Source organism: Shewanella sp. NIFS-20-20, assembly GCF_019209865.1.
In the GTDB taxonomy this organism is placed as follows: domain Bacteria; phylum Pseudomonadota; class Gammaproteobacteria; order Enterobacterales; family Shewanellaceae; genus Shewanella.
In genome coordinates, this window is record NZ_JAHUTT010000035.1 from 18,513 (window position 1) to 41,600 (window position 23,088).

At 45.5% G+C, this 23,088-nt stretch carries 19 protein-coding genes; 14 read left to right on the forward strand and 5 right to left on the reverse strand.

Annotated features, from left to right (window positions below):
- Positions 1-199: 199 nt before the first annotated feature.
- From KU855_RS11880 to KU855_RS11895, 4 genes are all read left to right on the forward strand, one after another.
- On the forward strand, positions 200-958 hold the full coding sequence (locus KU855_RS11880) for a tRNA-uridine aminocarboxypropyltransferase (RefSeq protein ID WP_218530502.1): 759 nt from the start codon (positions 200-202) through the stop codon (positions 956-958).
- Positions 959-1,186: 228 nt separating this feature from the next.
- Positions 1,187-2,812, forward strand: a complete 1,626-nt coding sequence (locus KU855_RS11885) for a BCCT family transporter (protein WP_218530519.1) — start codon at positions 1,187-1,189, stop codon at positions 2,810-2,812.
- Positions 2,809-4,689, forward strand: coding sequence for a putative nucleotidyltransferase substrate binding domain-containing protein (locus KU855_RS11890; RefSeq protein ID WP_218530503.1), 1,881 nt, complete (start codon positions 2,809-2,811; stop codon positions 4,687-4,689). The genes KU855_RS11885 and KU855_RS11890 overlap by 4 nt, the downstream gene beginning before the upstream one ends.
- Before the next feature lie 5 nt (positions 4,690-4,694).
- Positions 4,695-5,393 (forward strand): 3'-5' exonuclease, encoded by a 699-nt coding sequence (locus KU855_RS11895; protein WP_218530504.1) that lies wholly within the window; start codon positions 4,695-4,697, stop codon positions 5,391-5,393.
- Here KU855_RS11895 and KU855_RS11900 read toward each other — a convergent pair.
- Complete coding sequence (locus tag KU855_RS11900; RefSeq protein WP_218530505.1) at positions 5,390-5,977, reverse strand: hypothetical protein; 588 nt, start codon at positions 5,975-5,977, stop codon at positions 5,390-5,392. The two genes, KU855_RS11895 and KU855_RS11900, sit on opposite strands and share 4 nt — an antisense overlap.
- A 194-nt stretch (positions 5,978-6,171) precedes the next feature.
- Between KU855_RS11900 and KU855_RS11905 the strand changes: the two genes are divergently transcribed.
- The 3 genes from KU855_RS11905 to KU855_RS11915 all read left to right on the forward strand — a co-directional run bounded on the left by KU855_RS11905 (position 6,172) and on the right by KU855_RS11915 (position 7,863).
- A complete protein-coding gene (locus tag KU855_RS11905) occupies positions 6,172-6,666 on the forward strand; it encodes a hypothetical protein (protein WP_218530506.1) in 495 nt (164 codons plus the stop codon).
- A 90-nt stretch (positions 6,667-6,756) separates the two neighbouring features.
- Positions 6,757-7,104, forward strand: a complete 348-nt coding sequence (locus tag KU855_RS11910; protein ID WP_218530507.1) for a hypothetical protein — start codon at positions 6,757-6,759, stop codon at positions 7,102-7,104.
- 66 nt (positions 7,105-7,170) lie between these two features.
- The gene (locus KU855_RS11915; RefSeq protein WP_218530508.1) at positions 7,171-7,863 is read left to right on the forward strand and encodes an SDR family oxidoreductase; all 693 of its coding nucleotides are present in this window, start codon (positions 7,171-7,173) and stop codon (positions 7,861-7,863) included.
- A gap of 70 nt (positions 7,864-7,933) precedes the next feature.
- Here KU855_RS11915 and KU855_RS11920 read toward each other — a convergent pair whose 3' ends face one another.
- Complete coding sequence (locus tag KU855_RS11920; RefSeq protein WP_218530509.1) at positions 7,934-8,617, reverse strand: tRNA/rRNA methyltransferase; 684 nt, start codon at positions 8,615-8,617, stop codon at positions 7,934-7,936.
- A gap of 316 nt (positions 8,618-8,933) precedes the next feature.
- Between KU855_RS11920 and KU855_RS11925 the strand changes: the two genes are divergently transcribed.
- Together KU855_RS11925 and KU855_RS11930 are read left to right on the forward strand one after the other, a co-directional pair.
- Positions 8,934-10,553 carry a phosphoethanolamine transferase gene (locus tag KU855_RS11925; protein ID WP_256261002.1) on the forward strand — a complete coding sequence of 540 codons (1,620 nt, stop codon included), beginning with the start codon at positions 8,934-8,936 and terminating at the stop codon, positions 10,551-10,553.
- A 38-nt stretch (positions 10,554-10,591) separates the two neighbouring features.
- Complete coding sequence (locus tag KU855_RS11930) at positions 10,592-11,641, forward strand: GGDEF domain-containing protein (protein ID WP_218530510.1); 1,050 nt, start codon at positions 10,592-10,594, stop codon at positions 11,639-11,641.
- A 93-nt stretch (positions 11,642-11,734) separates the two neighbouring features.
- Here KU855_RS11930 and KU855_RS11935 read toward each other — a convergent pair whose 3' ends face one another.
- Positions 11,735-14,425: a bifunctional acetate--CoA ligase family protein/GNAT family N-acetyltransferase gene (locus KU855_RS11935; RefSeq protein ID WP_218530511.1), complete on the reverse strand. Its 2,691-nt coding sequence runs from the start codon at positions 14,423-14,425 to the stop codon at positions 11,735-11,737.
- 177 nt (positions 14,426-14,602) lie between these two features.
- Here KU855_RS11935 and clcA point away from each other — a divergent pair, with 177 nt between their 5' ends.
- Positions 14,603-16,012 (forward strand): H(+)/Cl(-) exchange transporter ClcA, encoded by a 1,410-nt coding sequence (gene clcA, locus KU855_RS11940; RefSeq protein WP_218530512.1) that lies wholly within the window; start codon positions 14,603-14,605, stop codon positions 16,010-16,012.
- A gap of 108 nt (positions 16,013-16,120) precedes the next feature.
- On the opposite strand, the gene KU855_RS11945 is transcribed toward clcA, so the two are convergent.
- On the reverse strand, positions 16,121-18,934 hold the full coding sequence (locus tag KU855_RS11945) for a methyl-accepting chemotaxis protein (protein ID WP_218530513.1): 2,814 nt from the start codon (positions 18,932-18,934) through the stop codon (positions 16,121-16,123).
- 364 nt (positions 18,935-19,298) lie between these two features.
- Positions 19,299-20,543, reverse strand: coding sequence for an ABC transporter substrate-binding protein (locus KU855_RS11950; protein WP_218530514.1), 1,245 nt, complete (start codon positions 20,541-20,543; stop codon positions 19,299-19,301).
- A 358-nt stretch (positions 20,544-20,901) separates the two neighbouring features.
- On the opposite strand from KU855_RS11950, the gene KU855_RS11955 reads away from it, so the two are divergent.
- From KU855_RS11955 to KU855_RS11970, 4 genes are all read left to right on the forward strand, one after another.
- Positions 20,902-21,183, forward strand: coding sequence for a chemotaxis protein (locus KU855_RS11955; protein WP_218530515.1), 282 nt, complete (start codon positions 20,902-20,904; stop codon positions 21,181-21,183).
- 58 nt (positions 21,184-21,241) lie between these two features.
- Positions 21,242-22,249 carry a putative metalloprotease CJM1_0395 family protein gene (locus tag KU855_RS11960; protein ID WP_218530516.1) on the forward strand — a complete coding sequence of 336 codons (1,008 nt, stop codon included), beginning with the start codon at positions 21,242-21,244 and terminating at the stop codon, positions 22,247-22,249.
- A gap of 115 nt (positions 22,250-22,364) precedes the next feature.
- Positions 22,365-22,700: an FKBP-type peptidyl-prolyl cis-trans isomerase gene (locus KU855_RS11965; protein ID WP_218530517.1), complete on the forward strand. Its 336-nt coding sequence runs from the start codon at positions 22,365-22,367 to the stop codon at positions 22,698-22,700.
- An 85-nt stretch (positions 22,701-22,785) separates the two neighbouring features.
- Positions 22,786-22,944, forward strand: a complete 159-nt coding sequence (locus KU855_RS11970; protein ID WP_218530518.1) for a hypothetical protein — start codon at positions 22,786-22,788, stop codon at positions 22,942-22,944.
- The last annotated feature ends 144 nt before the right edge of the window (positions 22,945-23,088 follow it).

A 23,088-nucleotide genomic window follows, 5' to 3' on the forward strand; every position in this document is an offset into this window, starting at 1 on the left:
TAAGGCTAGATCTGAGCGTAAATCTATCCTGACAAATCGTAATGTGTTGGTGATAAATGTTACTGCGGCGAGGCGCTAGGTGTCCTGGGTGTGACAAGGCTGTTGCTATTGCTGCGGGCGAGGTGTTTGGGGCGGCAGAGCTTGTCGTTACTGATCATAACAAGTACACTCTGGCCAATTTTTCTTGCCCCGAATGACTATGTCTAGCCCCTTGCAACCCCATGCGGTACATCGACTGCATCAATACCGTTTATCTTTAGCAACTAAAGCATTTGCTGCGAGAGGTCATAAGTTGATCCGTTGCCCGCTATGTTTGTTATCTCAAACATTGTGTACTTGCAGCCAACGTAAACAGCTCAAGACGCAATCGGCCTTCTTATTACTTATGTATGATGGTGAGGTATTAAAGCCCACTAACTCAGGGCGGCTGATTGCTGATCTTATACCGCAAACCCATGCTTTTTTATGGTCAAGAACCGATGTCGATGCTGAGATGTTGGCAATACTCGCCGATCCACAATATCAACCTTTTGTGGTGTTTCCTGGCAGCTATGCCGACGCGGGCCAAACGATAGTTAACCAAATTGACATGCAATCGCTGGCGGGCAAGCGACCGCTGTTTATTATGTTGGATGGCAGTTGGCGAGAAGCGGTAAAAATGTTTCGTAAAAGTCCTTATTTACAGGGCTTACCTATGCTGTCATTTGATGCCACTCAACTGGCGCGATACGCATTGCGTAAAGGCCAGCATGATTTTCAATTTGGCACGGCCGAAGTGGCAGTTATGGCATTAGACGCGATGGCTGAACACCTAAATTCACAGGCACTCAATGCGTGGTTTGAATTATTTGTTGAAGCATCATTGCTGGGACGAAACCGCCGCCCGAAAGATAGCCTTATTCCCATTGCGAAATATATTGAACACTTTAATGATTGCTATCAAGCGACGTTGAGCTGATCCTTGAAACGCTATTGTTGAAACTTGTTTAATTGTACCGCGAACTTGCACTGGCGTGTTGAGCTAGGGTTGTGGAAATGTTGGGCTGGCGATTGGGGGGTAGTGATCCATTTCACAGTAAGGCTGGGATATTTGATGTAAACTAACTGATTACTTACGACAAGCTATCAACAAGCTTGTTGATAACGAGAGGAGTTGTTTTTGTCTGACAAAAGCCTTGAAGAGATCATGTCACCGGATGGTGAAGTCAATCCCATCGATACCGATTACCGTGTGGGCCAAGATAATATTGCGTTAAGTATTGGTCCATTTGGTCTCGATTTTCATAATCGTGTATTTATTATCTCCACCTTACTCAGTTTAGTGGTTGTCATCATCACATTGATGTTTCAACAAACGGTTGAACCCGCATTTACCGCAATTAAACAATGGATTACCTCATCGTTAGATTGGTTTTTCCTGTCGACGGCTAACATCATTTTACTCGTGTGCCTCAGCTTAGTCTTGTCTCCTTTGGGGCGGGTCCGTATTGGTGGCACCCAAGCCACGCCGGATTATGGCTATATTCCCTGGTTTAGTATGCTATTTGCCGCTGGAATGGGCATTGGCTTGATGTTCTTTGGTGTGGCTGAACCCATCAGTCATTACAGTGCCGCGGTCGGTGGACCCATTATCGATCACGGCTTACGTGTCGATATGGCGCCTATGCTGGGCGCGCTCAATGATCCTAGCAGTGCTCAAGATATTGCGATGGCATCAACCATATTGCACTGGGGTTTACATCCTTGGGCGATTTATTCAATGCTGGGCCTAAGCCTTGCTATTTTCAGTTTTAACAAAGGCTTGCCTCTCACTGTTCGTTCAATTTTCTACCCGTTATTAGGGGAGCGGATCTGGGGCTGGCCTGGTCACATCATTGATATTCTTGCGGTTGTTGCCACCTTATTTGGCTTAGCTACCTCGTTAGGTTTTGGTGCATCACAAGCGGCGGCAGGCTTAAATTATTTGTTCGGTGTCCCCCTCGGTACCGAGACACAAATCATCTTAGTCTTCTTTATCACCGCGATGGCTTTGATATCGGTATGGGCGGGGTTAAACGCCGGGGTCAAACGATTATCCGAAATCAACATGGGCCTAGCCGCCTTATTGCTGCTATTTGTGGTGTTTGTGGGTCCTACGTTGGCCATTATCACTGGCTTTGCTGATAATTTGCTGTCTTATTTAAGGTATCTCCCTGAGTTATCAATGCCTTTTAACCGTGAAGATAGCGGTTTTACTGAAGCATGGACTGCCTTCTATTGGGCGTGGTGGATTTCATGGTCGCCGTTTGTTGCCATGTTTATTGCACGAGTGTCTCGTGGCCGGAGCGTACGTGAGTTTGTGACATGTGTGTTGCTTATCCCATCCACAGCGTGTGTGCTGTGGATGACAGTGTTTGGCAATACCGCGATAGATATGGTCGTTAATCAAGGTTATCAAGCGCTCATTGATGCTGAGTTACCATTGAAGCTATTCACCTTATTGCATGCCATGCCGTTATCCAGTATTACCTCATTTATTGGTATCGTATTAGTGGTCATTTTCTTTGTGACCTCCGCAGATTCGGGCTCATTAGTGATAGACACTATCGCTGCTGGTGGAAAAACTGATGCGCCTCGGGCACAACGAGTCTATTGGTGTAGCTTCCAAGGAATCGTTGCTATCGTATTGATTTTAGGTGGTGGTCTCACGGGATTACAAGCGATGACCGTGTCGGCAGGCTTACCTTTTGCCCTGATCTTATTGGTGGCTTGTGTGTCACTGATCAAAGGCTTGCTGTCTGAACCGCGACCTAAACATAAGGACATGGCGTGAGTATTGAGATTAGCGAGGTTATGGACTTCATTCGGCAATATCCGCCTTTTGAGTCCTTACCTGCAGAAGTGATTGCCGATATCTCACACCATATTGAGGTGCAATATGTGCGTCAGGGCGCGCAAATATTGGCGCTTGATGACGACATTCATCACTTATACATGGTGCGTTCTGGCGTTGTCGAAATACATCGCGCCAGTGGTCAATTACAACATCGGCTTGCCGCAGGCGAATTATTCGGTCAGATGGGCTTATTACTCAACAATAAGGTAAGGCTACCGGCTAGGGCGCAAGAAGATTGCCTGCTTTATTGTATCAGTGAAACCATGTTTCATTTCTTGATCAAACACTATGTTGATTTTGCTAACTTTGTAGAGATCGAGAGTCGAGTGCGATTGCAGCAGGCCGTTTCGACGCTGGAGGATAATACCTTTACCGGAGTGAAGGTCAGCAGTCTAATCTCACGTGAGCTGGTCACCTTAGCAAAATCTTGTACTATCGCCTGCGCTGCTCAAATTATGGCGACTGAGGATGTATCTTGCTTATTGATCACCGATCCTGACAAACCGATCAGTGGCTTTGATGATGAAGATCAAGTGGTGGGGATGATCACTGATAAAGATTTTCGTACTAAGGTGGTGGCCGCAGGGCTCGATATCGAACGACCGGTCGAAGACATCATGACCACGGGGATCATTCAAGTCGACAGTAATGCTTACGTATTTGAAGCCATGTTAATCATGCTCAAGAACAAGTTGCACCATATTCCAATTGTTAAAGGTAAACGTAGTATTGGGGTCATTGCGATGTCAGATTTACTGCGTTACGAATCTCATTCGAGTTTATTATTGGTACGTGCCATTTGGCAGCAAACCACTGTTCAAGATGTTGCTGCGTTACGCTCGCAAATTTTAGATTGCTTCACCCGCTTGGTTGAGCAAGATGCTAATTCCCACATGATAGGTAGTGCGATGGCGGTGATTGGCCGCAATATGATCCAAAAACTTATCGAATTGTTCGAGCAATCTCAAGGGCCTGCGCCATTACCTTTTGCGTTTATGATTTTAGGCTCTATGGCGCGTGACGAGCAATTACCAGTAACAGATCAAGATCATGCCATCATTTTAGATGACGCTGTCACTGAGTCAGACATGGGCTATTATAGGGCACTGGCGGTGTTTGTTAGTGATGGCTTAGCCGCAGCCGGTATTGCATATTGTCAAGGCGGGATCATGGCCACTAATCCACAATGGCAAATGACATTAGCGCAGTGGGAGCAATGTTTTGGTCAGTGGATTGATAATCCCAATCATCGTTCACTCCTCGATGCTAATATTTTCTTTGATTTAGACTGTGTCTATGGCCGTCAAGATTGGGTCGAGCAATTAACCAGTGTTATTAATCGCCGCGCGAAACGAAATAACCGATTTTTAGCCGCGATGGCGCATAATGCCTTAAATCGCACGCCACCTTTGGGATTTTTCAAAGGGTTTGTGATGGAGCAAGATGGTCGTCAACGTAATGTTATCAACCTAAAGCGGCGGGGAACGGCACCTTTGGCAGACCTGATCCGAGTACATGCCTTGGCGGTAGGATCCCGCGCGCAGAACTCTTTTGACCGCTTAGATGACATTATCAGTGCGGGTATTTTACCCAAGGGGCGGGGTGAAGACTTACGGGCTGCCATGGAGTGCATCTCGTTAGTGAGGATCCGCCAGCAAGCGTTAGCCATCAAAGCCAATGAACAACCCAATAACGATGTCTTACCCGATAATTTATCCGACTTTGAACGTCGAACCTTAAGAGACGCTTTCCAAGTATTATCCCATGCGCAAAAATTTCTTAAGTTTCGCTATCAGCCGAATCGGAGTGCATAACCGCGATGACCAGCACCATTAATGCGTGGTCGCAATACTATCAGGCTCGTCATCAACGGGCACAAAACCCCGTCATAAAAGCTTTTTTTGGCCACGGTTGTGTGGCGCCTCTGACACCGCTATCCGAGGTTGAATTTGTGGCCATGGATTTTGAAACTACCGGCCTTGATCCTGCCATTGACGATATTATCAGTATCGGGATAGTTCCATTTTCATTAGGTACAATCCCACTATCGACGAGCCAACATTGGCTATTAAAGCCTCAAGCGGTGTTAGATGAAGGCTCGGTTATCATCCACGGTATTACCCATAGCCATATTGATAATGCCCCTGATCTACAGGAAGTCTATTCACAATTACTCAAGGCCATTCGCGGCAAAATTGTGGTGGTGCATTACCGCCCGATTGAACGGGAATTTTTGGATAATGCCCTAAAAACACGGTTGGGGGAGGGAGTACGCTTTCCTCTGATCGATACCATGGAAATAGAACACCGAGTTCATGGACGATCAAAACCATGGTGGCAGTTTTGGCCAGTGAGCACCCCATCGCTGCGATTAATCGATAGTCGTGAACGTTATCATCTGCCTCGATATCAGCAGCATCATGCATTAACTGATGCGTTGGCCACCGCTGAGTTATTTCAAGCTCAAATCGCGTGGCATTATCAAACCACGACCCCGCTTAATACCCTCTGGTGTTAACAGCCTTTATCGAAGATTAAGGTATCAAACTTGGCACTGGCTTGGGCGGTGGCTTTAGTTTGCGCATAAATTAACATGCAAGTTTGCCACCAAGCGTTATCTTTCATTTCATTGGGAAATATCACGATGTGGGCGGTATCGTCAACGCCTGAAATTGCTAAGGTCATATTATCTGCCAATGGCACAAAACATACTTGATTGGCGCGGGTAAGATCGTCGCAACTTGGATTGGCACTCCGATAGTCATTAAAGCCACCAGCAGGAATGCCCATGGCGTCTAACATTGTGTTTGGGGTTGGGTCACCTCGATAAAATGCCATCTGACGCCCATCAAGACTCAGTGCACCCGTGCCATCAGGGAGGTTTGCTATGTTTGCCTCTTCGGTTAACAGGGCATAGGTTGATACAAACACTTGTTGATATTCTAATAAAATCTCTTGGCGACTTTTATGCCATACCAACAAGTAAAACAGCGCTGAAAATAGGATCATTACTGCAAGTAATGGGACGATTAAGCGTGCGATTTGGTGTTGCCTTGCGAGCTCCATAATGACCCCTTGATAAGAATACTGGCTTGAAAGCATAGGCAATCTTTTGGTTGTCTAGCAAATTTTATCACAAGATAATCCATGGTGTTGGCATGTTGGCATGTTGGCATGTTGGCATGTTGGAATAAATTCAGGTCACAATGACGGTCATTTAATAAAGGATGATTGATTAATATAGGCTAAAGGATCATAATTTTGCTTTTAATGGTGTAACCATACAAAAGGTGATTATGGAATGGCAATATTTGGGTGCAGCACCTAAAGCAGGCAGAAAATTATTATTGATCCAAGAGGATGAAATCCCGTTAGTGATGCCATTATTGTATCGCTACATGACCAAGGAGTATTTACGCCGTAAACCTGATTGGTTCCAGTGCCGTCTAGCGCCAGAGCAATCCTTAAGTCAGCAAGCGCTATTTATTGAACTGAATCAACATATGCGTCTATTGCTTGAGCACAGACGTCAACGAAATGCAGAACAATTGCAACAGGCATTGATTTTGACTAATCAAGGGATTAATCAGTTTTTCAGTGATCTTGGCTGGCGGATGGTGCGTAGGGAATTTTCCCAGATAAAAAAACGTCAGAAAAAAGGCCATATTGAGGTCAGTAAGGACATTATCGAACGGCTTAGATTGTATATGGCCCAGCATCAATTCGATAGTTTTGATGATGCCATTGATAACCTATTGTGTATTGAATTAGAAGAAAATTTCTCAGAATAGATGGCAGATACACATGGCAGGTTTATACTGTGTTAATTGATTGTAATTAATCAATGCTCATTAATTGTTCATGACTACAAGGAGTTAACTATGCCAACAGAAGCATTCAAGGATGACAAACATCAGGGGCAATTGTCTGTTCTTTGTCGAGTCGAGCCCGGTTGCCTAGGTCCCAATGGTTTAGATCACATTGAAGAGTTTTGCTTACTGGCCAATCGCGCGATCCCGCAGATGAGTTCTGGTTTTGCTTTGTGGCAGTTTACCCCACGTTACGACAAATCCTTGCCTGAATTGCAATACTTACTCAATGATAAGGTCCTGACTCAAGTTCAGGCCGAGCGATATTTAGAGTTAAATCATTACGAACTCGATGAATTCGAAGAAAAATTACATGAACGTTTATCAAAATTAATCAATCAGTATTTAGCTAGGCAGTAATAACTTGGCGTTAAGGCTAATTTAGTTCATGCTAATCTCTTTGGCTGAAGTAAGGTCATTATGAACATGGCAACTCGTCACCTGCTAATTACTGGTGCCAATCGGGGAATAGGCCTAGGGTTAGTTCGCCTATATTTACGTGCCGGTTGGCAGGTAACTGCCGCATGTCGCTCACCTGAGCGGGCTCAGCAGTTACTCGAATTGACCCAAGATTATCCGTTGGAGATAGTTGAACTGGATGTTCAGTGTCATCAAGCAATTATCCAACTCGCCAACGATATCCAAACCCCCATTCATTTACTGATTAATAATGCCGGATACTATGGGCCCAAGTCGGCCGCTTTCGGTGATACGGATGCTGAACAATGGATGCAAGTGTTTGGCGTGAATGTCATTGCGGTGCAAAAAATGGCAGAAGCTTTCTTGGAGCATTTACAAGCGGCTAACGGCGCGATTATTGCGAATATCTCTTCAAAAATGGGGAGCATGACAGACAATCAAGGGGGAGGAAGCTATTTATATCGCTCATCTAAGGCGGCACTTAATGCGGTCGTTAAAAGCCAATCAATAGATTTAGCCCCTGCCAAGATAGCTTCTTTGGCGATTCATCCCGGCTGGGTGCAAACTGAGATGGGGGGGCCTAATGCATTGATTACCGTCGAGCAAAGCAGTGCTGGGATAAAGCAATTACTCGATGGCTATCATGAGCAAATGAATGGCGGCTTCTTTGATTATCAAGGCGCGGCCATTGCTTGGTGAACCGTCAATTGTCACCAATGCACAGGGGCATCAATACTGCCCCTTGTTAGTCACTGACGCCAGCAGGGTATTAGTCTTTATCAATCTTTTTCAATACATCATTTAACAGTTGATGAGTCATATTGACGTCACGTTGATCTAGGCTAGTTAAATGTTCGAGCCACCAGCGATGTAACTTATCCTGTGTCGTCACGTTGAGCTTATCTAACAGTAACTCCCCCTTATTCTTCAAGGCTTGAATACTGCCCTGGCTTGCGGGGGACGATTGTAGGCCAATGGTGCGACTCACCTGACTCAATGCATAACTATACACCATAACGGCTTGCGCCAGATTTAACGAGGGATAGTCGTTGGCTAGGGGCACGTAGGAGTAACGATCACATATTTGGAGCTCTTGGTTGGTTAACCCTGAGGACTCACGGCCGAATACTAAGGCGACATCCATTGCGCTGCTATGTTGCAGTTCCTCAGCTAATTGCTCAGGCGTCACATAAGTTCGGCTTTGACCACGCTCACGAGCGGTGGTGGCTACCATTAAGTCAAATTGCGGTCTCAATGCTGCTAATGTGGGGGCGGTTTCAATGCGGGTTAAGATGTCCGTCGCTCCGTGAGCAAGCCATTGTGCTTCCGGGGCTAAATGCTGTTCAGAGTTGACAATGACTAGCCGAGTAAATCCCATGGTTTTGATGGCGCGGGCGGCGGCTCCTATATTGGTCGCTCTAGCTGGCTCTACTAAGACAATTGTAAGGTTCATCGAGTCACTTCCGAAAAATTGGTTATTGTAAGCGATGTAACAGCAAGGCATAAGTGCTTTAACACCCTTGATGACCTATTTTGAATAATTAAAAACTTTATGCGGTGTATCAAATTGATACACAAGTATCACAATGTTAGAGTGTGATCGATCGCAGTAACATGATAGCCCTAAAGATGGTGGCAGTTTTTAGCTGAGATTAAACTTGCTTAAGTTTATGAGTTTTCGATAATTATTCATTGAACCTCGGCAGTAGTTTGCTTACATTAGCCGTGTTTCAAATTGTTAACATAACTAGCGGTAATCGGAGCACTTCTTGTCAAATAAAAAAATAATAATAACGCCAGTGGTATTTGTGGCAATGATCGCCGTATGGTACGTACTGGTTTTCAATTGGCCATTGTGGGAGTTTGTCGCCGCTGGCTTAAACAAACAAGGCGACTTTAGCCGAGTATTTGCCCTCACAATGCCGGTTTTTTTGTGGGCGGCACTCAGTTTTATTTTTAGTTTGATAAGTCCTGCGAAGCTGATTAAACCTCTATTTATCCCGCTTACTTTGTTGTCGTCAATTGTCTTTTTTGCTGGATGGAAATATGGTGTGGTATTTGATTACAGCATGATGGAGAACGTTTTCCAAACCCATCCTGCTGAAGCTTCAATGTACTTAAATTTTTCTGCGGTTTCAGCTTTTGCATTGAGCGGCGTGTTGCCAGCGTTAATTATTTGGAAACTACCAATAACCGCGCTGCCAATGGCCAAGGCAATCAAGCAGCGAGCGCTGTTTATGGTGGCGATGTTAGTGATTATTGGAGCGATAGTGGCGCTATTTATGCAAAATTATTTAGCGTTTGGCCGAAATAATGACGAAATTAAACGTATGGTGGTTCCAACTTATTTTATCGGGTCGTTAGTAAAGTATATCAATCGAACCTATGTTGAGACTCCGCTGCCTTACCAGCAATTGGGCCTAGATGCTCAGGTGACACTAAAAAAAGCCAAACCCAATTTAATGGTATTAGTGGTTGGAGAGACTGCCCGAGCCCAAAATTATGCCTATTATGGGTACGGTAAAAATACCAACCCTTACACTGAAAAATATCCTTTACAGGTTTTCGCCGATGTCAGCTCTTGTGGCACTGCGACAGCCGTCTCGTTGCCTTGTATGTTTTCTCGGTTTAATCGGGAACAATATGATCCGCGTCATGCCAAGGCGCAAGATAATCTAATCGATGTTTTACATCATGCAGGCATTGATGTGTTATGGCTCGATAATGATGGAGGCTGTAAGGGCGTGTGTGCCCGTGTGAAAACCATCAATATTGCCTTAGATAGCGAGCCCACACTTTGTAATGGCAGTCGTTGCTTAGATCAAGTGTTGGTCGACCAACTCCAGAGGTCATTGCTCGAGTTAACAGATGACAATACCTTAATTGTGTTACACATCATGGGCAGCCATGGACCCACTTATTACCAACGTTATCCCGAATCGATGCGACGTTTTAGTCCTGATTGTCAGCGGAGTGATATTCAAAATTGCTCTAAAGAAGCCTTAGTTAATACCTATGATAATAGCTTGGTCTATACCGACTATGTATTGAGTGAAGTCATCGCTAAACTTGAAACCGTGACGGATTTTGACACTGCCATGCTGTATATTTCAGATCACGGAGAATCCTTGGGAGAAATGGGTCTCTACTTGCATGGTACACCTTATTCGATGGCACCGAAGGAACAAACACATATTCCGATGCTCACTTGGTTTTCACCGGATTATTTAGCGCAGAATCATTTGTCATTGGCCTGTATTGAACAGCAAGCAGCACAGGGACATTATTCTCAAGACAATCTGTTTGATACGGTGTTAGGACTTTTAAATGTTAATACTCAAGAATATCGCCCAGATCAAGATATACTAAAGTTATGCCGCAAGGATTGAGTGCAATGACATCAACAACATTATAAGTAGTAGAGTTCATGGATAAGATAATAACTGCTAAAACAGATGCGACAGGTGTTGACCCTTCGACCAAATTATTACGTCTTGCTATTCCGCAAATGACTCGTTATGGCATTGCGGTGACACCGGACAATTACGCGGTATGGTATGAATATTTTAAAGGTGAAAACCGCAGTTTAGTGACGGCTGTAAATCATTACATCAACAATGAAATTCGTTTCACTGATAAAATTAATCAAGATTTATATCATCAATTTGTTGAGGCTAAACCGACGGTTGATTTAGTCAAATCTCATCTGGACACGGAACGGATTATCAGCAATCTGTTAGATACGATTGCCAGTATGAGTACTGATAGTTGCGAATTCTCTGGTGTGTTAACTACCTACAGTCATCGATTAAATACGTCGCCGACCATAGATTCATTAGGGCAATTAGTGACGGAGTTAAAAGCTCATGTGGATGAGATGATCACGTCAAACTCTAGCTTGGAGCAAAGTCTGGGGGCGATGCAAACTGAGCTTTCTTGCTTAAAATCTGAAATGAGCACACTTGAGCAAGCCAGTTTAACCGATGCCCTAACGTCACTGAAAAATCGACGGGCGTTTGACATGACGATATCCGCGCAAGTGGATTTCGTTAAGCAGGGCGGAGAACCATTTTGTTTGTTGATGATTGATATTGATCACTTCAAAAAAATTAATGATATTCATGGACATCAAGTGGGCGACAAGGTCTTGGCTTATGTTGCCAAAATGCTGACGAATGCAGTGAGAGGAGAAGACTTTGTCGGCCGATTTGGCGGTGAGGAGTTTGTGATTATTTTACCAAAGACAGATTATACCTCGGCATTAGTGGTGGCTGAAAACTTACGCAGTCGCATTAGTCACAAACAGCTAAGTATTGGGAAAGCCAAAGAGTCTATTGGTAAAGTGACCGTGTCTATTGGTGTGGCCACCGCAAACATTGCTGACGATAACGACAGCTGTATTGCTCGAGCGGATGCTGCCTTATATTCGGCCAAAGCCGCAGGGAGAAATTCCGTGGTGGGTGAGCAACGCCAGTGATCGAGCAATAACACGCTTACGACAGCCTACTGCGATGGGCTACTGAGTCATGATAAACGCCGCACGTTCAATGTAAACGACGGCGTTGTTTAGTTAATTGTCGATGGGATTCAATTTTTTATGCATAAAAATCAGTCGTTCTTCTAAATCAAAGGTGACACTAAAGCCCAAGGTCTTAGCTAAATTTGCCATGTTGCGATTTTCAATCATGGTATAGCCGCTCATGCTTTGGGTGCCTTTTTGGGTAAAGTACTCCATCAGCTTTTCCAGCAACATCCGACCTAGACCCAGTCCTTGATAGTCACTTCTGACGGCCATTGCAAATTCGGCATCGACATTGTCAGGATCGATTGAAGCTCTTACCGCACCTAAGGTTATTTCTTCATGGTTGGCGTCAGTATCAATTGCAATAAAGGCCATTTCTCGGGCGTAATCAATTTGAGTTAACACCGCCATTTCTTCATGCGTCATTGCCGCCCGCACTCCAAAATAACGTTTATACCTATCTTCAGCTGACAGTGAATTGTCAAATACCATATGTTTGGGCTCATCTTCAGGTAAAATCGGGCGCAACATGACCTCGCGGCCGTTTTTTAGGGTTTGCCATTGTTCGAGCTCTTTGGGGTAGGGTTGAATGGCTAAGGGATCTTGCGGGGTGTCTTCTTTAGGGTATAAGTGAATGATGACATCAAGCGCTGTAATTTTGGTGCCCGCGGCAAGTACGGGATTGATATCCAGTGCAGCGATTTCAGGGCAGTCAATAATAAGTTGCGAGATCTGAGTTAACAGAATACATAAGGCCGTCATGTCGAGCCCTAAGGGGAGGTGCCTGTCCCGTAATTTATTGGTTTTTAATGCTTGAATAATCATATAGCGGGCTAACGTCATATTCAGTGGTGGCAAGGCGACTGCGGCATCCCGAGTGGGTGACCATTCCGACCCCCCTTCACCGAGACAAATGGCCGGTCCAAACACCGGGTCGGTAATCACCGCCAGCCGTAATTCTTGCGCACCAGCGGTCAGTGCCATTTTTTGCACTAATAGCCCTTCAATTTCAGCATTAGGATCCATCGCATGCACTCTGGCTTGCATTGCTTGCGCTGCCTGACGAACTTCGGCTTTGGAGCTGAGATTTAACATCACGCCTTGTACGTCAGACTTATACATGATTTGCGGAGATTGCACCTTTAGTGCGACAGGAAAACCTATATCAGTGGCCAGGCGACAAGCTTGCTCAACGGATGCCGCTGGCAGGGTGGTGATGGTATTGAGACCATAGGCGGCAAGAATACCACTGGCATCATGAGTTTCTAGCACTAACTGACCTTGCGCTTGGGCCTGACTAATGATTTGTTTAGCTTTAATGCTATCGGTCGGGATGTGATCTGGGATTGAAGGAGGCACTTCTTGTAATAATTTTTGATTGCGACGTAATTCCACTAAATGCATTAACGAACCGACAGCGGCTTCAGGGGTGCGGTAACTGGGGATGCCTGCTTGGCTAAAAATCTTTCGCGCATGATAGGCGGCATCCTCACCTGACCAGTTGGTCAGTACACTGATTTTATGCCGATTAGGATGACTCTTGAGTAAGGTGACTATCCCATTAGCAATATTGGCGCTATCACCCAGGGCTGAGGGGGAGTGCAGCACTAATATGGCATCGGCAATATGTAAGTCCATGGCGACCTCGAGTGCCTTGACGTAGCGCTTGGCATCGGCATCACCGCCAATATCTATTGGGTTGTCACGGGACCAGTTAGCCGGTAAAAATGTATCAAGACGCTCAATACAGTCGGCCGATAGCCGCGCCGGCTTGCCGCCTTTAATGATAAGGCTGTCGAGGGCCAAAATACCGGGGCCACCACCATTACTGATAATGGCTAATCGTTCGCCTCGCAAGCGAGTTGGGTGCGCTAAGCTTTCCACCGCCGCAAATAATTCGGGCAAGTCCAACACCCGTAACATCCCGGCCCGACGAAAGGCGGCTTCATAGACGATATCGTATCCGGTTGGCCCCCCCGTATGACGTTTAGCCGCATGAGCCCCTTCGTGGCTGCGACCTGATTTAATCACTAAAATTGGCTTGTGTTTGGCGCATGCTCTAGCAGCCGACAAGAAATGTTGTTTATTGTTGATTGAGTCTATGTATAAGATCACCGCCTTGGTTTGCGCGTCCCGAGCGAGATAATCGAGTAACTCCCCAAAATCAATGTCTGCACTATCTCCAAGCGAGATAAAGGCACTGAAACCGATGTTTTTATGATTAGCCCAATCTAAGACCGTGGTGCAGAGCGCAGAGGATTGAGACACGAAAGCAATATTACCTGCCAAGGCTTGGGCATGAGTGACACTGGCATTAAGCCCGATTAATGGCAGGATAATACCTAGGCTATTTGGCCCGAGAATGCGCATATTAAAGCGTTTTGCTACGGCTAAAATGCCGCTTAGGGCTTGGCTATCTTGGTGATTGATATCGCTAGCCATGATAATGGCGGTTTTACAGCCAACCTGGGCCAAGGTTTCAATAAGGGCGGCCACCCGCGAGCCGCGGGTACAGACAATGGCTAGATCGGGAATGATAGGTAATGCGGTGATATTTGGGTACGCCAGTATGCCATGCACCGCCGTCGCCTTTGGGGTCACTGGCATGATGGGCCCGTTAAACGTGTTGGCTAATAAGTTTTTTATCACCAAATAGCCGGCACTGTCGCGACGATTGGATGCGCCAATGATGGCGACAGCATTGGGTTTAAACAGGCTGTGTAATGTCGGTTGACTCATAGTGTCTTCATCCCTTGAACCATGATAAATCAGTGTACCTGAGGCTAAGACTCTTGGACAGGTTCCAAGGAGCAAATTTCCCCCAAAGCCGCTGATAAATTAAGGCCTTTTAATCCGACTGTAGTGAGAAGCAATGCTATAGTTGTATGATTGCAAATCGCGCTAAAGGCCAGTCCATTGGATCAGGAAATCAAACTACGCGAACAGCCAACTAAAGTGGTTAGACGCTTCATAGCCAATCATAAGAATCCAGTCATTATTCTATTGTTGTCGGCTCTTGTCGGCACTGGCGCCGGCTTATTATCAACCTTATTTGATATTTGCATCGACTGGATTGATGAAACGCGCCATCATTTTCTTTCACAGCAAACAGGGTTGTGGTCTGATTTAAGCATAGGGCTTTTAGTTTGCATTTCGAGTGCGTTACTCACCATGATGGGATTTTGGTTAGTCTATCGCTTTGCCCCTGAGGCATCAGGTTCAGGTATCCCCGAAATTGAAGGCGCGCTAGATAATGTGCGACCGGTGCGCTGGTGGCGAGTTATTCCTGTGAAATTTTTTGGTGGCATCGGTACGATAGGGGCTGGGCTAGTGTTAGGACGTGAAGGACCTTCAGTACAAATGGGCGGTGCGGTCGGACGGATGTTATATGATATCTTTCGGCTAAAGGATGATGAAGGACGGCATACCTTAGTGGCCTCCGGTGCAGCGGGGGGACTGGCTGCTGCATTTAACGCGCCATTGGCTGGTATCATGTTTGTGATTGAAGAAATGCGGCCACAATTTCGCTATAACCTGGTTTCCGTCAAAGCCGTCATGATTTCGGCGGTGATGGCAACGATTGTTTATCGCAGCCTGCAAGGGCAAGAAGCGATGATTACGTTACCCACCTATGATGCGCCGCCGTTATTATCCCTCGCCTTATTTTTACTTTTGGGATTAATCTTTGGGGCTTTTGGTGTGCTCTTTAATCGTCTGGTCGTGGGTATGATGGATGGTTTTGAGCGCTGGCATCGTCACCAGCAACACCGGTTTTTATTGTTAGGTGCCGGCCTAGGTGGCTTTTTTGGATTGATGTTGTTGTGGTTACCTGACATTACCGGTGAAGGGGTCGAACTCATTCCTGCCGCCGCCCATGGCAATTACGCACTCGGGGCATTAGCCGGCTTGTTTGCCATTCGATTAATCACGACGTTGGCGTGTTTTAGCTCGGGAGCTCCTGGTGGGGTTTTTGCCCCTATGCTCGCCCTTGGCACCTTATTTGGTACCTTATTTGGTCTTGTATGCCAGCAGTTGTTTCCTTCATTGGCGCTAGACGCTGGGATGTTTGCGATTGCTGGTATGGGGGCGCTATTTGCCGCTACGGTGCGCGCGCCAATCACGGGCATATTACTGGTGATAGAACTCACCGAAAATTACGATTTAATTTTGCCGCTGATTATTACTTGTCTCGGCGCGACCATGATGGCGCAGTTTTTAGGGGGACAACCGATATATTCTCAGTTGCTAAAACGCACCTTAGCAAAACAAGCCGCTGAACCGGCAACGGCAAGTCCGGCAAACTCGAGCACAACATCGGCTAATTAAGCGTGTTTTTGGCGAGGTATTATGCGTTCTGTCCATGCTGAAGAGAACACGCGCCAGTGTATGAGATAATCAGGTTGGCTCAAGCAATTCAGAGGTTTGTCATCTGGATTATTTGAACTTTTTCTGTGGCAATGATTGTTCATTGAGTAAGAAAAATTCCACCATTTGGGTCATGTCCTCCGCTTGAGACAGTAAGGTTTCACTGGCCGTCGTGCCTTCTTCAACTAACGCGGCATTTTGTTGGGTCATATCATCCATACGGCAGATGGAGGCATTGACTTGCTCAATGCCCACACTTTGCTCCTGCGCGGCGATACTGATGTCATTCATTTTTTCGCGCACTTGTTCGACGGTTTGAACAATCTCTTTTAGTGTGCTGCCGGTTTCGGTCACCAGCACGGCTCCACTGGCCACTTTCTCATTACTGTTTCTGATGAGCTCTTTAATTTCTTTGGCCGCACTGGCTGAGCGTTGTGCCAGATTTCTCACTTCGCCAGCCACCACGGCAAAGCCTCGGCCTTGCTCACCGGCTCTCGCGGCTTCGACGGCTGCATTGAGCGCCAACAGATTGGTTTGGAATGCAATTTCATCAATGACGCTAATAATGTCTGATATTTTGTTACTGGCACTGGTGATCTCATTCATGGCGTTAATGCTGCGGTTAACCACTTCACCACCGATTTGCGCTTTTGCGCTGGCTTCAGCACTTAAGTCATTAGCTACCATGGCATTATCTGCACTGTGTCTGACGGTTGCGGTCATTTCTTCCATGCTGGCAGCCGTTGATTGTAATGAGCAAGCTTGCGCTTCAGTGCGCGTACTTAAATCCCGATTACCAGCGGTAATTTCATTGGATGAAAACGAAATGGTTTGCGCACTGATGCGGATGTCACGGATCACTTGAGTGAGCTTTTCAATGGTGCGGTTGGTATCTTCTTTTAAAATACTAAGACGTCCCTGATAATTTTGGGTGATCCTTGCGGTCAGATCCCCCCTGGCCATGGCACTTAAAATACGCTGCATGTCTTCAAGTGCATCTTCAATGGTGGTGGTCAATGTATTGAGCCCACTGGAAAGATTGAGGAAGAATCCTTCCTTATTCTCTAAGGTTAACCGTAACGAGAAGTCACCCTTAGCGGCGCACTCGACGACTTTATCAATTTCTTTTTCTATGGCTATCTCAGCGGTTCTGTCAGTCAGTTCCACGACGATACCAAGTCGGTTACCTTTATGATCAAGAATAGGGTTAACCGCTACACCGAAATGCTTATTCACCATTTGGAATTCGCTATAGTGGCTATGGGTGAGCTTATCTAATAGTTGACGTTGGTGTTGGGGGTGATTATGAAATAGGTCGATAGACTGACCAGTGACGTTATCTGCTTTAAAATTAGGAATATGCACCCTAATTTCTTCTTCAGCCTCCTCGATCATTTTATGGGCGGCGCGGTTGATATAGATAATTTTGTATTCATTATCGGCAATCATGGTGTTGGTTGAGACATTATCCAGTGCTTGGCGGACTCTGGCGTTTTCTTCACTGATTTGTTTTGCGTTATTTTCAACGACTTTACGTTCTTGCTCTAGAGTTTGTACATTATCGAGTGACGTATTGGTGGCTACTTTAATCGCCAGTAAATCGCCTTTGAAATCTGCATCAATCCGATGACTAAAGTCACCCTTGGCCAGCTTTTCCATCACCTTAGAAATTTCAGTCACAGCAGTTTCATTGGAAGATATTAAGCGATTAAATGCGGCGGCACATTGACCTATTTCATCTTTACTTTCCACAGGGATACGTACTGAGTAATTACTTTCATCAGCCACTTGTCGTAATGAATTGGATAGTCGGATAACCGGAGTCGTTAATGTGCGGGTAAAGCCATAGGCGAGCAGTAAGATGACAATGGTGGAAAAACCTAAAGTAAGCCAGACAATATTGCTGAGTTTGGATACGGGAGCAAAGGCTTCAACAGCATCGATTTCCGCGACTAAGGCCCACACTAAATCAACCACTTGCACCCAAGTGTACGCCGATAACACTTGGTTATTGTTATAATCAAATGTCACTTTGGAATTCGTTTGCATTTGTAAAGCGGCAACGGTCGAGGTGGTATTCACCGAGCCTTGTTCGGGGTTGGCGAAGGAGTTGATTACGCTGCGATGTTCAGGATCGGGAAATGAGTCTGAGCGCATTAATAAATCAGGGCCAACAAGATAGGTTTCACCAGTGGCTCCCATCCCATTGCGTTGCAACATAATGTTGTTGATGGCTTCAATCGAAATTTGAATCACGACCACAGCCTTAATGGTGCCATCGAGATCTTTAACCGGGGCTCCCATAAACGCGGCTGGTCGATTGTTGATGACGCTATAAGGCATAAAGTCTTGGAATTGAATGCTATCTCGCTCTAATACTTTCTGCCATATGGCAGTTAAGGGATGAGTGTTTTGGTCTTCTAACGATAAATTTATGCCTAAATCAGTTTCTCTATTGGCAGAATACAACACATGACCCATATCACTACTGATAATATAGACATCAGCATAACCAAATACGTTGACGTAATTGAGTAAATTGGTGCCATTTTCTTGCCATATTTCCTCATACTCATAGGTATCAATGGTGAAATTATCTTGTGGGCCGATTTCTTCATCGAGGGTGTAAAACGTTAATAGACGATTCATTTTGCGCACATCTTCACTGCCCGCAAGTAAGGTAATGTCGTTGATCACCCGATCAAAGTAAGCATCTATCTGAGTTTTTTTCACTTCCCGCATACTAATCAATTGGGCAAAGGCTTGCTTAGTGAGCGACGCCGTCGAGTTTTGCAAGGCTAAGGTGGCTATGACACCTAACGGCACTAAGCCAATTAGCAAGAAGATAATCAGTAGTTTTGTGCGTAATGATAAGTTTTTCAAGATGTTGCTCCTAGCATAAACAGATGCACATAACGCTATCTTATTGACCAATGTTGTGGCTTCACTTCGATTTCCCACAAGGGGATACTGGCCATTCGATAAGGTGAATATTCAACATGACTATTAACGGCAAAAACATTGTTGGGCGCGGGCACAAATAACATGTAAGAATTATCGTAAACATATTGCATAATATCTTTAGTTATCGCATTGAATTCAGGGGTGTTTACACTAGCTTTAAACATTTCATCGATATAATTATCTAGCCGAGTATCAGGGAAAATCGTGCTCCAACTACTGTGGGTTCGATATACAAGAAATGCTGACCATGGATGGTTGTAGTACCAATCATCATCGCCCCACACTAATAAATCCCATGATTTACTGTTTTGCCGGCGCGGGTTGCGAGCAACTGTTCAAAAATGACCTTTTCGCTCGAGGTAATATCAAATTCTAATTCGACGCCGACTTTACGTAAGTCTCTAGATACCCCTTTCCATAAGAACATATGCCTGTCTTGGGTGAGTACCTTGAGTTTGATACCCGCTAACGTTGTGGTGAGCTGGCTACGATTGTCAGCGGGGGCGACGACTTCAGAATATGGTCGTAGACTCGTGACCACCTCATTAACCCCGGGGAAATAGGGCGAAGCCAGCGTTGGCTTAACAACTCCTTCTCCTTCAAAGTATTTATCTAATAATTTTTGCTGATCAATGGCTTTGTTGATGGCAACTCGTACTTCTTTGTTGAGTAACGCTTGATTACCATTAATTAAATTAAAATGGATGGCAATGTTATTAGTTGATGGCGCCGACACTAAGTTAACAAATGGCGAGCTTTTAACGTCTTCTTTTGCAGAAAATGGGATCGGCATAATGTCGAGTTTATCGTCATTATCTAAGATCATTTGCAAGGCTTGCTTGTTATCAAGTTCAGTGAACAGCGTCACGGTCTCAATTTTGGGGAAATTAGTATCCCAGTAATTTGGATTGGCCTTTAACACCACCTTAGGAGTCTGTCTATCCCCCTCAACGTATCCTTCAACCAAAATGTATGGGCCTAGGCCATAAGGACCGGGCTCCGCTAAATTGGGGCAGGTGGCTTTACCATTCCAGCCGAATTTCTGCAGGTAATCTTGGGTGTAAAACTGGATCCAAATAATATCATTTAAAAATTGACCATATTTTTCATTGAGGTAAAACCGCACTGTGTAATCATCAATTTTCTCCGCACGATTTAATACCTTGTCAATTTTGGTGAACAAGAAGGGTTGTTTTAAAAAGTAATCGATGTTGTTGAGCACGGCATCGGCATTAAAGGGGCTGCCATCTTGAAATTTTACCCCGCGTCTTAGGCTAAATTCATAGGTTAAGTCGTCAAGTTGTCGATGGCTGGTGGCCATGTCATATTCCCAGCCTTGCAGGTTATTTGCCGGGCGGATTAACGCGCTGTTAATCGCATGAGAGGTATAGATATAGGGCAAACTTGGAATAAAGACTTTGAGGTGTGAACCGAGTATAGGTTTAGCATTGCCGATGCCACTAAGGCTGAGTGACAATAAGATGGAACAACCCAGTAGGATTGGCTTGCATAGATTGGCTATCGTCATAGTAAAATCCTTGCTGCGATAGGCACGCTAGTACCTTTAACTCCCTGTATCATTTGATTGTAGCTAATATCTTTTGATGTGCATTTTTCGAGGGAAAATAGCACAGTTGCATGAGTATTCATGCTTTTGCATAAAAGTCAGCAAAATCTCGGGGCTGATACAAAAAAATATGCAAAACAATGAATTGGTATGTGGCTGGTGGCATTGACTGGCATGGATGTCATCATGTACAAAAAATGTTTATCTCTCGCTGCTTTTAGACATAAATGATCTTAACTAGTGCTTGTCGCGCCATCAAAATTTGCCATAATGAAACTAAGTCGTACATTTTGTCTTCTGATTCTACCAAGGAGCGGTTATGCAAATTTCATCTGCAACACAGTCTGGTATATCGGGCTTACAAAATGCACAGTCCAGTTTGAACCAAGCGACAGTGGATGTCGCTAAACCACAACAACCTCCTGCCCAAGTCAATGCTGAATCGAGTGATAACCCGAATTCAACGACCCAAACGCAATCCCCGGATAAAGTGTCGGCATTAGTCGACGCTAAACAGGCCGCAAATCAAGGGCAAGCTGCCGCAGAGGTCATTGAGGCTGAGAATGAAGCCCTTGGTAGCATCATCAATATCTCAGTGTAATGTTTAGATTTGATCTTGAATTTTTTTGGCGAGGCACTGATGACATGGCCTATAGCGTATGACGATTCATCAACCCTTGTCGGCCTCAGCGCGGCCAGTACAAGGTGCTAGTGGTCATGCTTGGTTAGCTAATCAGCAAACGCCTAATGCGTCTGACACTAAGACCCATCCCTTAGGTGAACCGAGCCCCCACGCAGCAACACTAGCCCCCTATCAGCATGCGCCCGCGCGGATAAATACTCGAGCGCCCAGCCCTGTGGATAGCGAACAGGGCTGGGCGCCGCCGAGCCAGACCATCAATTTACGCTCGGGCGCCAGTAGCATCTCGGGCTTTTTAGCGAGTCGCACAAGTCAGCCATCGTCGTTACCAACGCAAGAGAATGGCGAGCAAGCGGGCCAGAGCGCCAGCGAAGCCTCCGCTAACCCCTTAGTCGCCAATGATGATCCTCAAACAAGCCCATCAGCAGAGACCAACCAAAGTGAAGCACAACGGATGGCGCAGGAAAATGGCGGCAAATCGGAGGCTGAATTACAGCTTGAACAAGTGGAATTATCAGAGTTACAACGTCGTGATCTTGAGGTTCGTCAGCATGAACAGGCCCATGCCGCTATCGGTGGTCAGTATGCTGGCTCGCCAAATTATCAATTTGAGCAAGGCAGTGATGGTCGTCGCTATGCCGTGGAGGGACATGTACAAATTGATGTTTCAGTCGTCAAATCAGATCCACAAGCCACCATTAAAAAAATGCAGCAAGTCCATGCAGCTGCGTTAGCACCGGTGGAACCGTCGATGGCCGATATACAAGTGGCCTCATTGGCATTAAGAAAAATGCAGCAAGCTCGGCAAGACTTAGCCAGTGAACGACAGCAGACGTTAGAGAGCGATCAGAGTACAGCCACAGTCACTGAGCAGAAGGGGGATATATCCCCCCCTCGTGCCAAACTGGCTGCAGAGAGTAACGAGACTGATGATTCCTCGCCATCGCACCCCCCCATAGACGGATCACACCAACGTAGGCTAAATGCTAACCTCACCGATCGTCGATTTGCCCAGTATTTCGGCTAATGCCGCCTCGATGCCGCTGACCCTAAATTACGCTGCATTGGCTGGCTTTAGCTAACAGGGCTAACTATGCTACTATCCGCGTTTTAATCCCATAGATAGTAGCGAGTGGATCAAGATGAGTGAATTAGTAGTTACCGATATCATTACTGGTGAAGGCAAGGCGGTCGTTAAAGGCGCATTAATTACTTTACATTATACAGGCACCTTGGATGACGGCACGGTATTTGATTCTTCTCATAAGCGTGGTCAGCCATTCCAATGCGTTATCGGAACGGGTCGAGTGATTAAAGGTTGGGATCAAGGGTTAATGGGAATGCAGGTGGGGGGGAAGCGGGTGTTAAATGTGCCGGCTCACTTAGCTTATGGTGAGCGTCAAATGGGGGCGTTAATCCCAGCTAATTCTAATCTAAATTTTGAAGTTGAATTATTTGAAGTATTAACCCGCGATTAATCGTTCGGTCTTTTAGTATCCCCCAGTGGGGGGCTCCCAAAGGGATTTTAGCTTAACGTTCTAATGTTTAAGCATATTTATTGTAATGGAAATAATTATTACATATCTAAATAACCGTTTTGGCGACGATCAATTATTTCACTGGGATCTCGCAGTTGGCTTGGTGTTATTGTCGATATTTGCGGGTTTGCTATATGTGGCAGCTAGCCTTGCACTGACCGTGATGGCGGGGCTGATGTCATAGAGAAAAGGGGCCATAGCGGCTAATGCCGTTCACTTAGTGTGAACGGCATTTTTCTTAGACTTAATGGGATACTTGTTTTTACTCATTTTTAACGCACGTGGATAGGCCCTATCCCGTTTCCCATCAAGCTTGAACTGTCTCGCA

What these genes read in the sequence shown, in the direction of transcription:
- KU855_RS11935 (WP_218530511.1), bottom strand. Translation starts at nt 14,425, where the DNA reads ATGAGTCAACCGACATTACACAGCCTGTTTAAACCCAATGCTGTCGCC.
- KU855_RS11950 (WP_218530514.1), bottom strand. Translation starts at nt 20,543, where the DNA reads ATGACGATAGCCAATCTATGCAAGCCAATCCTACTGGGTTGTTCCATC.
- KU855_RS11930 (WP_218530510.1), top strand. Translation starts at nt 10,592, where the DNA reads ATGGATAAGATAATAACTGCTAAAACAGATGCGACAGGTGTTGACCCT.
- KU855_RS11965 (WP_218530517.1), top strand. Translation starts at nt 22,365, where the DNA reads ATGAGTGAATTAGTAGTTACCGATATCATTACTGGTGAAGGCAAGGCG.
- KU855_RS11905 (WP_218530506.1), top strand. Translation starts at nt 6,172, where the DNA reads ATGGAATGGCAATATTTGGGTGCAGCACCTAAAGCAGGCAGAAAATTA.
- KU855_RS11955 (WP_218530515.1), top strand. Translation starts at nt 20,902, where the DNA reads ATGCAAATTTCATCTGCAACACAGTCTGGTATATCGGGCTTACAAAAT.
- KU855_RS11960 (WP_218530516.1), top strand. Translation starts at nt 21,242, where the DNA reads ATGACGATTCATCAACCCTTGTCGGCCTCAGCGCGGCCAGTACAAGGT.
- KU855_RS11885 (WP_218530519.1), top strand. Translation starts at nt 1,187, where the DNA reads ATGTCACCGGATGGTGAAGTCAATCCCATCGATACCGATTACCGTGTG.
- KU855_RS11880 (WP_218530502.1), top strand. Translation starts at nt 200, where the DNA reads ATGTCTAGCCCCTTGCAACCCCATGCGGTACATCGACTGCATCAATAC.
- KU855_RS11900 (WP_218530505.1), bottom strand. Translation starts at nt 5,977, where the DNA reads ATGCTTTCAAGCCAGTATTCTTATCAAGGGGTCATTATGGAGCTCGCA.
- KU855_RS11915 (WP_218530508.1), top strand. Translation starts at nt 7,171, where the DNA reads ATGGCAACTCGTCACCTGCTAATTACTGGTGCCAATCGGGGAATAGGC.
- KU855_RS11970 (WP_218530518.1), top strand. Translation starts at nt 22,786, where the DNA reads ATGGAAATAATTATTACATATCTAAATAACCGTTTTGGCGACGATCAA.
- KU855_RS11910 (WP_218530507.1), top strand. Translation starts at nt 6,757, where the DNA reads ATGCCAACAGAAGCATTCAAGGATGACAAACATCAGGGGCAATTGTCT.
- KU855_RS11920 (WP_218530509.1), bottom strand. Translation starts at nt 8,617, where the DNA reads ATGAACCTTACAATTGTCTTAGTAGAGCCAGCTAGAGCGACCAATATA.
- KU855_RS11895 (WP_218530504.1), top strand. Translation starts at nt 4,695, where the DNA reads ATGACCAGCACCATTAATGCGTGGTCGCAATACTATCAGGCTCGTCAT.